Below are 12,183 nucleotides of genomic sequence, written 5' to 3' on the forward strand. Positions count from 1 at the left end.
GAACGAAAATACTCCGCCACAGGCCCCCTTAACTGATACATCAATAGCTCAATGGTGGCTAAAGGCTTAGCTGCAGTCTGTGACTTAGCCGAATGCGCTGCGCCATTGGCGCTAAACAGATAATGATGATGACTGTCCAGATGGCCTATTCTGTATCCCTTACCTGCTATGGTCTGGTTGATATAAGCAAGGTCTTGCTCGAAGCTGCGAATTTGTGGCTGCAGCAGATACTCATTTTTTCTCTGATAAGTCGCGTAAGCAATCGACTCAGCCCCTAGCCTTTCGATAAACAGCACCAGAGCATTGGATAACTGAGTCGCGCCACAAGTCAGCATTCTGAACCGTCCATCCCACACAAACAGGCTAGACTCGCTGAGCAGATAAGCATCGCACGCTTCATTTTTCACACAAGAGATAATTTCGGCGCCCGCACTCGCCGCCAGAGTCTGCCAAAATGCATAGGGTAAACGTCTTAATGAAGGCGAACCCGGCTGCACACCCAGCTCGATGATCTTTTCAGAACCTTCAAATACCATATAGGATTACCTTGGCCTCAAGTATCACTGTCAAAATCAGTGCTCATTGAGGCCTTCAAGTTAAGTAAAGTCTTCCAGATAGGTATAGCCTTCCAAGCCTAACTGCAACTCTTCTAGGATATTAGCACGCTCAGATTCTTCTATATGCATGTTAACCAGCTCTTCATAGGTTCGCATAAAGGCTACCGCATCTAAATTTACATACCTGAGTACATCCGCGACCGTATCGCCCGCTAAAACAGACTCAATATTGGTCAGGCCATTCTCATCGACTCGGACCACGGCAGAGTTAGTATCACCGAAGAGATTATGCATATCGCCTAAGATCTCCTGATAGGCACCCACTAAGAAGAAGCCAATGAGATAGGGGCTCTCGGCACTCCAGGCCGGAACCGGCAAGGTGGTTTCTATGCCCTGCCCATCGACGTACTGATCGATAGACCCATCGGAATCACAGGTAATATCCAACATCACCGCGCGTCGCTCTGGCTTTTTATCCAGGCCCGATAACGGCAATACCGGAAAAACTTGATCTATGCCCCATGCATCGGGTAACGACTGGAACAGAGAAAAGTTCACAAAAAACTTATCGGCTAACTTTTCATTAAGCTCATCTATGATGGGCCGATGAAAACGATACTTAGTGCTCATGACGCCTTGAAGTTCATGACACACCCTTAAGTTCACTTGCTCCGCCCAAGCCCGCTGTACAAGAGACAGCTGACCTAAGGCAAACAATGAGTGAGCTTCGGCCAAATCACTCTGGCAATCATGATAAATCTCTATCAATGCCCGTTGATCCGCACGCCCACTCACCTCAACCCAAGATTGCCACATATTATGTAACAGCTGAGGCGCGGCTTCGTCGGGCGCTTCAATGACTTCAGCCTTGTAGGCTTCGGTACCGATCACATCTGAGATAAGCACCGCATGGTGAGCCGTGAGGTATCGACCAGACTCTGAGATAATTTGTGGCATAGGTTGCTGATATTCTTTGCAGATATCGGTCAACACGCTGACAATGTTGTTGGCGTATTCCGTCAAACCATAATTCATCGAATTGCTGCTTTGACTGCGAGTGCCATCATAATCGACCGCTAAGCCACCACCGACATCGAAACATTTTACATTGGTGCCAAGCTTTTGCAGCTCACAATAGAAACGACTGGCTTCACTCACTCCCTGTCTTATGTCGCGGATGTTCGCAATTTGCGATCCCAGATGAAAATGCAGAAGTTGCAAGCAATCTAACATGTTTTCATCTTTGAGAGATTCAATCACAGTCAGTACTTGAGCCGCCGAGAGACCAAATTTTGATTTTTCTCCGCCACTGGCCTGCCACTTACCCTTGCCCTGAAACGCCAGACGTACACGTAAACCCAGTCTGGGTGTCACACCTAGATTTTTAGCTTCCTGGAGTATGCTTTTAAGCTCCGACAATTTCTCGAGTACGATGTAGACCTTATGGCCTAATTTCTCGCCGATGAGCGCGAGTCGGATATATTCAACATCTTTATACCCATTGCAGATAATCACCGAGCTGGCTTTCTGGGCCATGGCCAGCACAGCCATCAGCTCCGGCTTACTGCCAGCTTCCAGGCCAAGTTGCGGCACCTCTTTCGATTTCTGGCTGGCGAGGATCTCTTCTACTACCGTCTTTTGCTGGTTCACTTTAATCGGATAAACCAGCAAGTAATCTGACTCATACTGGTATTTCTGAATTGCCAGATTAAATGCGTGACAGATACTGTGGACCCTATGATGCAAAATCTGCGGAAAACGAACCAATACGGGAAGGGCAACGCCAGACTTGACCATGCTTTGGGCAAGGTCATTTAAGCCAATAGTAAATTCCGGGTTAGCTTGATCGGGAGAAACGGTGACCTCTCCGGCATCGCTTATCCCATAGAGCCCCTGACTCCAATAATTAACGTTATACCCGTTACGGGCATCATTAATAGACCAATCACTCATAATTGTTAAACCTAAAAAAAAAATCAAAAACAAAGGCGATATCGACGCCTGTGCCAGCACAAACCATGGAACAAGCTAGCCTAGGTTTCAATGTGAAGCCTGCTACTCAGACCATAAAAATGGGGCGTAATTAAACACCCAGGACGATGCTATTGCAAGCATAAGATATAAAAATATAAGGTCAAAAAACCCGTCAAGATTAACATGATTGAGGGTAAATCTGCACTCGACGTCGACTTTTTAAACAAATCGGCCCCAGAGATTAAAATCACTTAAAGATTGTTAATCCTTTTTCCACTATAATCCAGCATCGAAGCAGTCCCTAAGCAACAGAGAGTCACATGATACAAATAGGAAAATCTTGCACCCTCGAAGTCGTAAAACGAGTCGACTTTGGTGTTTATCTCAATGCACACGACCTAGGCCAAGTACTATTGCCTAGCAAGGTGGTCCCAAAAGAGTGTAATGTCGGTGATGAAGTCGCTGTTTTTCTCTATCTGGACTCCGAAGATGCCATCATTGCGACCACCAAGAAGCCTCTGGCTGAAGTGGGTCAGTTTGCCTATTTAGAAGCTGTTGCGACCGGTCAATACGGTGCCTTCCTCGACTGGGGTCTAGATAAAGATCTGCTACTCCCTTTCGCTGAACAACATAGAGAGATTGAAGTGGGTCGCTCCTACTTAGTCTATATCTACACCAGCAACGTCGATGAGCGCATTGTCGCCTCGGCTAAAGTCGATAAGTTCCTCGACAGAACGCCGCCTCCATATGATAAAGATGAAGCAGTTAACCTGATCATAGGTGGCAGCACAGATCTTGGCTATAAGGCTATCATCAACCACAGCCATTGGGGCGTTATCTTCAAAAATGAGGTGTTTCGGACCCTAAGTTTTGGTCAAAGGTTGAAGGGCTTCATCAAGCAAGTACGCAGCGATGACAAGATAGACCTTATCCTGCAACAGGGTGTAAAATCCGAGTTGGATAAACATTCTACTAGCATCATGTTTAAGCTTAACCAAGCCGGCGGCTTCCTGCCTCTCAATGATAAGACAGACGCAGAAACCATCTATGCCAAAATGTCGATGAGTAAGAAAGCCTTCAAGAGAAGTATAGGCGGACTGTATAAGAATAAGCAGATCACCATAGCACCCGATGGCATTAGAATAGTAGAAGACTAGCTACATCTGGCCTTAGCCTCGATAATTGTCTAGTTATCGTGCATAAAACCAGTAACTTATTGCTTGGCTCTTTGATTAAAAGCATGACTCTGTTATAACAAAGTCATGCTTTTTTTATGAGTTAACTGAAATGAATCTCACGCTCCATGAAGCAAGGGTGATCGCTTGTCTACTTGAGAAAGAAGTCACCACCCCAGATCAATACCCCTTATCCCTCAATTCACTCACTATGGCCTGTAACCAAAAGTCGAGTCGAGATCCGGTTCTGGCCATGACGGAAGCCGAGACTCAAGCCTGTATCGATGCGCTGATGAAACGCAGGCTAGTCACAGATCAAACCGGCTTCGGTTCGCGAGTGGTTAAGTATAAACATAGATTCTGTAATACCGAGTTTAGCGATCTACAGTTCAATTCGGCTCAATTCGCTATCATCTGCTTATTACTGCTACGTGGGCCGCAGACACCGGGAGAGTTGAAGAGTCGAAGTGGCCGTTTACACCTTTTCCACGATGTCGGCGAAGTCGATAAGACCTTACACTCGCTAACCCTCACCGAGCCGGCATTAGTCAAGCAGCTTGCCAGAGAGCCTGGGAGACGGGACTCTCGCTTTATCGGGCTTTTTTCAGACGAGGCGGTCCAAGCGAGCGAATCTGATATCGCATGCACGCCAACCAGTGCTCGTTCAATCGCAGCCCCAGAGTCTGAACCAGTCTCTGAAGAGCAGAATTTAGCTCAAGCCGATTTAGTCGCCAGAGTGACCACGCTCGAGCGCGAAGTCGCCCAGCTAAAAGAAGCACTGCAGGATTTTCTCAACTGATAATCTGACGTCTGTATCTGTGTTCGATAACAATAATAAGGGATAATTTTGGAACCTAACCTAAATACCGGCTTAGTGCGCAACACACTCATACTGGCCAAATTTGAATTAAAGAAGCTGCTGTTTAATCCCAAGGGCTTGGTAGCCCTCACCGCCTTCGCACTCGTGTGGATGCTGATCTTACTCTATCCCATTCGTGGCGCCTCGGATATTCTCCTGAGCGCAGATTTCAGGCAGTTGATCGCCGGGATATTTGGCGAGTCTTTGGTCGATAGACTCTTCCAGTGGCAAGTCGCCGAGATGGCAATATTTTGGATAGCGGCCCTGTATCTCTTTCCTCTGTTCAGCATTTTTGTCTCCGCGGATCAATTTGCCTCAGATAAAAGCCGAGGCAGCTTTCGCTTCTTGATCTTAAGGACGGGGCGAGATAGTTTGTTTTTTGGACGCTTCATTGGCCACATGTTGATTCAATCTTTACTATTAATGTTAACTGTAGCGGCCACGATACTGCTGGCACTGTCACGGGAGCCGAGCCTGTTACTGCCTGCATTAGGCTCAGGCCTGATGGTATTTATTAATATATTCATCATATTACTACCATATACGGCCTTGATGGCCCTACTCTCCTTGTACGCCAATTCCGCCAGACAAGCTACTATCTACGCCATCTTGCTCTGGGCAGTGAGTGCGATTGTGATCGCTATCGTCAATACTCAGCTCCCCGCGATTGGCGAGCTATTAAGTTGGATATTACCCGGTGCTCAGCTAAGCATGATGATCAATACTCAAGGGATCTCTAGCCTGATCTATGCCCCAATACCTCTCATTCAAGCAGGCGTGTTACTTTTCCTCGGCAGAAGTTACATGATCAGGAGTTCACTATGAGTCTGATTAAATGTGAAAATCTCAGTAAATCATACGGCAGTAAACTCGCACTGGACTCGGTCACACTCGAACTGAAACCTGGAGCGCCTATCGCCCTCGTGGGCCCGAACGGTGCGGGCAAGACCACCCTGTTTAGCCTACTATGCGGCTACCTGCTGCCCAGTCACGGCAAAGTGACCATAATGGGTGAGAAACCCGGCAGTAGAAAATTACTCGGCAGAGTCTCCTCCTTGCCGCAAGATGCCAGTCTGGATCCAAATCTCAATCTTATCACCCAATTCACCCTGTTTGGCACCCTGCAAGGATTGACCAAGAGCCAGGCTAAGGCCGAGGGTCTGCGGGTCCTGTCACTGGTGGGGCTGAGTGATGTTGTCAAGCAAAAGCCAACGGCATTAAGTCATGGGATGAGCAAGCGTGCGTGCATAGCTCAGGCCTTAATCGGTTCACCCCAGCTGGTGCTATTAGATGAACCCACGGCAGGGCTGGATCCTGTCAATGCCAAGGTGGTCCGAGAGCTGGTCAAGTCCCTTTCATCGAATATCACCTTCGTCATTAGCTCACATAACTTAGATGAGTTAGAGAAACTCTGTGATCAGGTGCTCTACTTAGATAAGGGGAAGTTAGGCCAATCTGTTTCTATGCAAGAGAACTTACTCGATGAGTACCTGACGATTTCGATGCAGGAGTGCGACCATCAGGCGTTAATTTCACGAGTTGAAGCACTAACAGGAATAAACTCGGTGACTCTTAAACAGGAGAATGAATTTTTAATTCATTACGCAGCCAGTGAAATAAAAAATATAGAGGTGCAGCTTTTTACCCTATTCGCCTGTCACGGCTGGAGGTACAAGTCGATACTCAAGGGACGTACTCTGGAAGACAAGCTTTTCTCTTAAGCTAATAGCCTAATCTCACCTCTATCAATAGCAAGAGCGCCCATGAGGCGCCCTTCTTTTATCCGCAACTTTATATTAGTCCCTGTCATTTAGCTGTCATTGTCATTCTATGCAGTGTTATCCAAAATCCAAGACTTATACCCATAGGTATCCCCCGGCCACGTATCGATTTAATCCTATAGAAAACACAAAATTAGTCGCGATAAAAGCCTGCTTGAGGCTAGGTCAGCTTTGGAGAAATGAAGATGGGTATTGGATACCAAGAGTGGCTCTCAACTAACACTATGCTGAATGAGGCACCAATAAAACCTAACACTTTGATTTGAATGATTATTATATAATTACAGGAAAAAAAAGAGCCGCGAAAAATCGCAGCTCTTACAAATTCTTTTGGATTAGCTAAAAGCTAATCGAAAGTCCAAACCTAAACGATAGTAACGTTTTCAGCTTGTGGACCTTTCTGACCTTGAGTCACAGTGAATTGAACTTTCTGACCTTCGTCAAGAGTTTTGAAACCGTCTGATTGAATCGCACGGAAGTGAACGAAGACGTCTGGACCAGACTCTTGCTCGATAAATCCAAAACCTTTGTCAGAGTTGAACCACTTAACAACGCCAGTAACTTGAGACATGATATAAATCCTGTAACTAAATAAAAAATAAAGCCAAAACGGCAGTAAAGCTGGAAAATGCCGGTATTACTTATGTTAACAGGACGAACGGATCGCATTGACACATAAAAATAAGCCCAACTTTCAAGCTGCGTTCACTATAAATCATTCTCGGCCTATGTCAACAATCAAACACAATAAGTCAGTCTAATTTCGCTTTATTTTCTGGCGCTTGTTCAAATTGTCGCGAGCAATAAAATAAATGGTGTAAAAACAAATCCTTGGTTAATTTTTAACCAAGGATTACGATTTCAAAATTAAATAGCGTTAAAAACTTCGATTTTAAAATCCAGTTCACACTTGAGGCCTTCGCTTATCATAAGAGATTTCTGCTGCTGAGTTAACTTCCAGCTATAGGGAGTCATATTAAGGAAATGAGTGATCTCCACCTCATTGTTCAACACGAGCTCGGCCTCTAAGTTTTCTCTATGAACTAATTCAAAGCCCTCTATATAGCTACTCTCACTAATATGGTGTTTAGGCGCCTCGTAATGAGTTCTTTCAGGGCAAAGTGATGATGCTTGCCAGCAGATACCGTAATGAACGTACCGCCCTGTTTAATGACGCGTCTCAGCTCCGCGTCTAATGAGGGAGCGTATATTCGTAACATGAAATCGAACTGCTCATTTTCAAATGGCATTTCAAAAGCACTGGCAACACAGAAGCCCATGTCTTTATACCGCTTAGACGCATATTTTAATGCTGACTTAGAGATATCCAGCCCTTGCAGGTCCAACTCAGGCAAACTATCAAACAAGCGGTGGCTATAATAGCCTTCCCCACAGCCTACATCTAAACCCAGCTTGGCGCCCGGACAATGGCGCTTGGCGAGTGCATTCACTCTGTCACTGAGCAGTTGATAATGACCTTGATTAAGAAACTCTCTCCTGGCAAACATCATCTCTTTATTGTCACCAGGATCTTTAGAGTGTTTGTTCTGTACCGGCAACAGATTGACGTAGCCCTCTTTAGCACAATCAAATCTATGGTTATTGGAGCAGGACCAGGTCTTCAACTGAAGCATCAAAGAGGTTTTACAGATGGGGCAAACGTATTTCATTTTTAATCCAATGGTCCTAGGTTACTCTTCATTCAAAATGAGATCTTGTATCATCTCATTGACGGCAGGAGTCGAAAGCAGGCGATAATACTCTAATTTACGAGCCTGAACATCATTAGTTAATTGTTGATTCGCCGCATCTTGCCAATTGGGTCGCTCCATAGATTGATTGAAACTCCGTGATAGCCACTGCTTCTTGCGGGACAGTTGCGCATCTAGCTTCAATACTTCCACACTGACATCCGGGTGCCTTAGCACGAGTTCGCTACAGCCAAAGCTCTCGCCTCGACTAACTCTCTGGGCCCATGAAACAGGCGCAAATCCTCTTCGAGCGCCACCAATTGCCACATAGTAGACTTGGCTATACTGAAATCGGCATTTTCATTGGCTTTGAAGTCTACATTAATCGCCAGTCCCAACCTAAGCTGCTGTCCACATAAGGTGGGAGAAACGCCTAATCCAGAAAATAAGCGCCAACCTTGCCCTACCCCTCTTGATAGGCTATTTGTGTCAGGCTTGGTTTGCGTCATCTGTGCTTCGCACTTAAGCGATAAAAATGGATGCAATCTGAATAACACAGATAATGATGTCGGACCAACTTCGACTAGAATAAACTCACCAACATGACCACTCATGGCCTGTAGCAAGCCAAAATCACTGATAGCTTCATTGAGATGTATTTTAAGCGTCGACCCATGATCAAAAGTAAGGATTTCAGGCTGCGTTAGCAGGGGTTCAAACATGACTATTCTACCTCCGTTAAGGAAGAATTGTACCTTGCTTCCATTTACAGCACCAGAGGGGTAAATAATTCAAAACGTTGGCAATATTAATATCATAGACAAATCACTGTTTCTTCTGGCACGACGATGAGGTCAACACAGTAAGACTTTATTAACAACAGCTTACGTGACTGGATTGAATCGAAATTGCTGACATTAGCCAGTGCGTTTTCCATAGATGTTGCAGCCTATGCGGTGATGTCCAATCATTTACACCTAGTGTTGTGTGTAGATATTTATCACTCTAATCGTTGGACTGATAGAGAGGTCGTTGGGCATTGGCATCAAGTCTTCAAGGGCACTGAAACCACTCGAAAGTTTGATAAAGGTGAAAGGCCTTGCTCGATGAAACGGCAATGCTAGCCTGTATGGCCTATGTCAAACTCAACCCTATTAGAGCAAAATGGCTAAGATATTAACCAGATTAAATATCCCCAGTGACAACTGGATAAAAATAACTTCTGAATTTGGCAAATCACTTCATGGTCCAGTGGGTACACTGCAAGAACTCACCAGCTATTGTGAACACTTGGGTAAGCGACGACGGTACTTTGTTAAGTGTTGTCAACATCTAGAAACTATCGGATAACCCGACTCAATCAACATACTTTATCTCCTTATCCCTCCTCAATCATTGAGGTAACAAGCCCTGCCTAAAAAACACTATTTTGTTTCAAACGCATTGATTTTTCGTTCAGATTAAATCCCTTCTACTCTGGCCAGTTTTAATTCCTTGGGCTCTAAAGTTAATGCCCTATAATCAAGTTCAATTTGCTTTGATGGTTTAATTAACCATACAAATTGAACTTGATAGAGCAAAGAATTAAATGCGGCTTCTGAGCGATCCATAGCAAGGAGTGGTCTGGTACAGAACAACTAAAACAGCGAACACTATTGCACTCGAACACCTTGTAAACATAAATTCACCTACATGATCGACAGATGCAATCTCCGAACTTTTCACCAGAGGTAAACATATCTGGTTAATGATGTAAGTATGGCAAAATTTAACGCGTGCTGAGTAGAATACGCCAGGAGGATTTACAGATTACTCTGTTAGCAAAGCTTAACTTGAAGAGCAAAACTTAATTCTACTCTTCGAGTTAGCTTTGTTTAGCACGGACTATCTCGGTTTTACCATTCCCCGGCCAATATTTTAGTTCCCAATGTTCAACTTTAGAGCGGTTATCGGAGATGTAGTCATAAAAACAGTAGCCGAAATTATTTACGCTACCGTCATCCTTGTATAATTCTACACCTGCGTAATAATAAACAATATCGGTGTCCTTGCCAAAATCATCAGCTTGCCCTAAATATCTCAGTACGTATTCATCCCCTTCCAATAACCCCTGCCAAACTTCCCGGCATTTATCAAGGTTTAATGTTGTACCATCGCCGCCATTAGTCGTACTCAAGGGATAACCTGTAAAGCTAGAGTCTAAGGTGCCATCACCATAGCAGGCCAGCTCTTCAACACGAGCACTGGCTCCCGATGCAGCCCAGCAGCTGTGATACATAGTCACTCCAGAACGAAATGCACCAAAAACGCCTTTAGCAGCAGAATCATGCGCATCCTGACCTAAATTGATAAACTTAGGCAGAGCAATAACCGCTAGAATAGCTAAAATTATAATAACCACCACAAGCTCGATAAGGGTAAAACCTTTTGAAACAACACCTTTCATAACTAACAACCTTCTACTACTGATACGAAACAAAGCGTATACATTATATCGCTCTCAGACTTTCAGAGTCACGGACTTGATAGCAAATAATCTAAATTCTTAACCTATGTCACAAAATAAAACGATTTAAATGCATCATCATGAAATTAATGAAGTTATCAAATTCTGGTCTACACTCAGGCAATCAAGCGTTCGAAACGCTTCAATACCTCGGTAGTATTGCTCCTCTTAGATTTAGACAGGTTCAAACTAATCAATGACACCCTAGGCCATGATATCGGCGATGCCCTACTCCAGAAAATTTCAATACGGCTTAAATATATGCTTAGAGAGACAGATATCGCAGCAAGATTAGGGGGAGATGAATTTGCAATCTTACTCGAATATTGCAAGTCGAGTATCTATGCTGAGGAAATAGCAAAAAAATTGCTACCCTTATTGCCGTGCATTGACGGTCAATCGAAATATTAACTAAAGATACAAAAAAGCCCCAACTTCCGTTGAGGCTCATTGCCAATTCTCAAAGAGAAATGATGGTACCCGAGGCCGGACTTGAACCGGCACGATTATTCATCGAGGGATTTTAAATCCCTTGTGTCTACCGATTCCACCACTCGGGCAAACTCGTTGACTTTGATGATACGTATTATCGGTAGTTAATACTGTTTTGCTCTTAATAAAAAGCCAAACTCATCACAATCTAAATATGGAGGCGCGACCCGGAGTCGAACCGAGATCGACGGATTTGCAATCCGTAGCATAGCCATTCTGCCATCGCGCCTAATTTTTATCTTGTAAGATTAGAGTGTTCTTCTCTTATTATAAAGAGAGGTTCGAACCTATGACCCTGTATGATTGGAGCGACATATCGGGTTCGAAACAAATTACCGATACCCATAACTAGGTATCGCGCAGTTGATTTTAATAAAGAGTCAACTGAGCTAATGTCGCTTACATCCATACAAAATCTTATTTTGCAGTAAGTCGTTTCCTAAGAAGCTTTCCCCTGACTGCGAAATGGAATTTTACCGATTTAGTATCAGGAGTCAATCTCATATTTACCGATAAATGACTGTTTGAATACTAAATAACCTTATTGCATTTTAATTATCCGATTCCGCTGTCAAATCCCCCCAAGCAGCCAAGATATAATTCATCATTGACCAAAAAGTGAGGACTGTGGCAACGTAAAGCAGTGCATATGCTGCATAGGTAAGGAAATTGTTGGGATGCCAGATAAGACCGGTTATAGCCACCATCTGTGTCGCCGTCTTATATTTACCGATCCAGGAGACAGCAACGGCCCCTCTCTTACCAATCTCAGCCATCCATTCACGCAGCGCCGAGATAACTATCTCGCGGCCAATCATAAATAAAGCCGGCAATGTGAGCCAGATATTATTGTTATCGGCGACCAGCAGAACGAGTGCAGTGATAACCATGATCTTATCAGCCACGGGATCCAGAAAAGCACCGAATCGAGTAGACTGCTTTAATTTTCGAGCGGCATAGCCATCCAGTGCATCGGTAACAGCTGCTAACCAAAAAATAAAGGCTGCTGCAAAAGCAGCCCAAGAATAAGGAAGGTAGAAAACCACTATAAACACAGGTAACAGAAATAATCTGAACAAAGTTAAAGCTATAGGTATATTAAACGGCATGAGAAAACCAATAGTTTAAAAGCAGCGCCAATTTTGCCT

11 protein-coding genes, 2 tRNA genes and 3 pseudogenes are annotated in these 12,183 nt (G+C 44.4%); 6 read left to right on the forward strand and 10 right to left on the reverse strand.

Annotated elements, in window-relative coordinates; genetic code table 11:
• Together KT99_RS14490 and speA are read right to left on the reverse strand one after the other, a co-directional pair.
• Nucleotides 1-536: pseudogene (locus tag KT99_RS14490) on the reverse strand (adenosylmethionine decarboxylase); the annotation flags it as partial.
• Between the two features lie 60 nt (nt 537-596).
• The gene (speA, locus tag KT99_RS14495; protein ID WP_005501425.1) at nt 597-2,510 is read right to left on the reverse strand and encodes a biosynthetic arginine decarboxylase; all 1,914 of its coding nucleotides are present in this window, start codon (nt 2,508-2,510) and stop codon (nt 597-599) included.
• Nucleotides 2,511-2,851: 341 nt separating this feature from the next.
• Here speA and KT99_RS14500 point away from each other — a divergent pair, with 341 nt between their 5' ends.
• The 4 genes from KT99_RS14500 to KT99_RS14515 all read left to right on the forward strand — a co-directional run bounded on the left by KT99_RS14500 (nt 2,852) and on the right by KT99_RS14515 (nt 6,286).
• Complete coding sequence (locus KT99_RS14500; protein ID WP_005501426.1) at nt 2,852-3,688, forward strand: CvfB family protein; 837 nt, start codon at nt 2,852-2,854, stop codon at nt 3,686-3,688.
• Nucleotides 3,689-3,818: 130 nt separating this feature from the next.
• Nucleotides 3,819-4,505, forward strand: a complete 687-nt coding sequence (locus tag KT99_RS14505; RefSeq protein ID WP_005501427.1) for a YceH family protein — start codon at nt 3,819-3,821, stop codon at nt 4,503-4,505.
• A 48-nt stretch (nt 4,506-4,553) separates the two neighbouring features.
• Nucleotides 4,554-5,390 carry an ABC transporter permease subunit gene (locus tag KT99_RS14510; protein ID WP_005501428.1) on the forward strand — a complete coding sequence of 279 codons (837 nt, stop codon included), beginning with the start codon at nt 4,554-4,556 and terminating at the stop codon, nt 5,388-5,390.
• Nucleotides 5,387-6,286 (forward strand): ABC transporter ATP-binding protein, encoded by a 900-nt coding sequence (locus KT99_RS14515; protein ID WP_005501429.1) that lies wholly within the window; start codon nt 5,387-5,389, stop codon nt 6,284-6,286. Before KT99_RS14510 ends, KT99_RS14515 begins: the two co-directional genes overlap by 4 nt.
• A 424-nt stretch (nt 6,287-6,710) precedes the next feature.
• Here the strand turns inward: KT99_RS14515 and KT99_RS14520 are convergent, their stop codons facing one another.
• The 4 genes and pseudogenes from KT99_RS14520 to KT99_RS14530 all read right to left on the reverse strand — a co-directional run bounded on the left by KT99_RS14520 (nt 6,711) and on the right by KT99_RS14530 (nt 8,759).
• Nucleotides 6,711-6,917 carry a cold-shock protein gene (locus KT99_RS14520; RefSeq protein ID WP_005501438.1) on the reverse strand — a complete coding sequence of 69 codons (207 nt, stop codon included), beginning with the start codon at nt 6,915-6,917 and terminating at the stop codon, nt 6,711-6,713.
• A 296-nt stretch (nt 6,918-7,213) separates the two neighbouring features.
• Nucleotides 7,214-8,016, reverse strand: a pseudogene (gene rlmA / locus KT99_RS14525) (23S rRNA (guanine(745)-N(1))-methyltransferase).
• Nucleotides 8,017-8,037: 21 nt separating this feature from the next.
• Nucleotides 8,038-8,250: a hypothetical protein gene (locus tag KT99_RS22965; protein ID WP_005501442.1), complete on the reverse strand. Its 213-nt coding sequence runs from the start codon at nt 8,248-8,250 to the stop codon at nt 8,038-8,040.
• Between the two features lie 17 nt (nt 8,251-8,267).
• On the reverse strand, nt 8,268-8,759 hold the full coding sequence (locus tag KT99_RS14530) for a hypothetical protein (protein WP_005501443.1): 492 nt from the start codon (nt 8,757-8,759) through the stop codon (nt 8,268-8,270).
• A 165-nt stretch (nt 8,760-8,924) separates the two neighbouring features.
• On the opposite strand from KT99_RS14530, the pseudogene KT99_RS22970 reads away from it, so the two are divergent.
• A pseudogene (locus KT99_RS22970) lies at nt 8,925-9,387 on the forward strand (hypothetical protein); the annotation flags it as partial.
• A 514-nt stretch (nt 9,388-9,901) separates the two neighbouring features.
• On the opposite strand, the gene KT99_RS14535 reads toward KT99_RS22970, so the two are convergent.
• Nucleotides 9,902-10,483 carry a prepilin-type N-terminal cleavage/methylation domain-containing protein gene (locus tag KT99_RS14535; protein ID WP_005501445.1) on the reverse strand — a complete coding sequence of 194 codons (582 nt, stop codon included), beginning with the start codon at nt 10,481-10,483 and terminating at the stop codon, nt 9,902-9,904.
• A gap of 183 nt (nt 10,484-10,666) precedes the next feature.
• Between KT99_RS14535 and KT99_RS14540 the strand changes: the two genes are divergently transcribed.
• The gene (locus KT99_RS14540) at nt 10,667-10,954 is read left to right on the forward strand and encodes a diguanylate cyclase domain-containing protein (protein WP_269764052.1); all 288 of its coding nucleotides are present in this window, start codon (nt 10,667-10,669) and stop codon (nt 10,952-10,954) included.
• 63 nt (nt 10,955-11,017) lie between these two features.
• Here the strand turns inward: KT99_RS14540 and KT99_RS14545 are convergent.
• The 3 genes from KT99_RS14545 to pgsA form a co-directional block, all read right to left on the reverse strand.
• A tRNA-Leu gene (locus tag KT99_RS14545) sits at nt 11,018-11,103 on the reverse strand.
• A gap of 87 nt (nt 11,104-11,190) precedes the next feature.
• A tRNA-Cys gene (locus KT99_RS14550) sits at nt 11,191-11,264 on the reverse strand.
• Between the two features lie 322 nt (nt 11,265-11,586).
• Nucleotides 11,587-12,144, reverse strand: coding sequence for a CDP-diacylglycerol--glycerol-3-phosphate 3-phosphatidyltransferase (gene pgsA / locus KT99_RS14555; protein ID WP_005501452.1), 558 nt, complete (start codon nt 12,142-12,144; stop codon nt 11,587-11,589).
• Nucleotides 12,145-12,183 lie beyond the last annotated feature (39 nt).

Origin of the sequence: Shewanella benthica KT99 (assembly GCF_000172075.1) — a bacterium.
Taxonomy (GTDB): domain Bacteria; phylum Pseudomonadota; class Gammaproteobacteria; order Enterobacterales; family Shewanellaceae; genus Shewanella; species Shewanella benthica_A.

What these genes read in the sequence shown, in the direction of transcription:
- KT99_RS14530 (WP_005501443.1), bottom strand. Translation starts at nt 8,759, where the DNA reads ATGTTTGAACCCCTGCTAACGCAGCCTGAAATCCTTACTTTTGATCAT.
- KT99_RS14520 (WP_005501438.1), bottom strand. Translation starts at nt 6,917, where the DNA reads ATGTCTCAAGTTACTGGCGTTGTTAAGTGGTTCAACTCTGACAAAGGT.
- KT99_RS14535 (WP_005501445.1), bottom strand. Translation starts at nt 10,483, where the DNA reads ATGAAAGGTGTTGTTTCAAAAGGTTTTACCCTTATCGAGCTTGTGGTG.
- speA (WP_005501425.1), bottom strand. Translation starts at nt 2,510, where the DNA reads ATGAGTGATTGGTCTATTAATGATGCCCGTAACGGGTATAACGTTAAT.
- KT99_RS14515 (WP_005501429.1), top strand. Translation starts at nt 5,387, where the DNA reads ATGAGTCTGATTAAATGTGAAAATCTCAGTAAATCATACGGCAGTAAA.
- KT99_RS14500 (WP_005501426.1), top strand. Translation starts at nt 2,852, where the DNA reads ATGATACAAATAGGAAAATCTTGCACCCTCGAAGTCGTAAAACGAGTC.
- KT99_RS14505 (WP_005501427.1), top strand. Translation starts at nt 3,819, where the DNA reads ATGAATCTCACGCTCCATGAAGCAAGGGTGATCGCTTGTCTACTTGAG.
- pgsA (WP_005501452.1), bottom strand. Translation starts at nt 12,144, where the DNA reads ATGCCGTTTAATATACCTATAGCTTTAACTTTGTTCAGATTATTTCTG.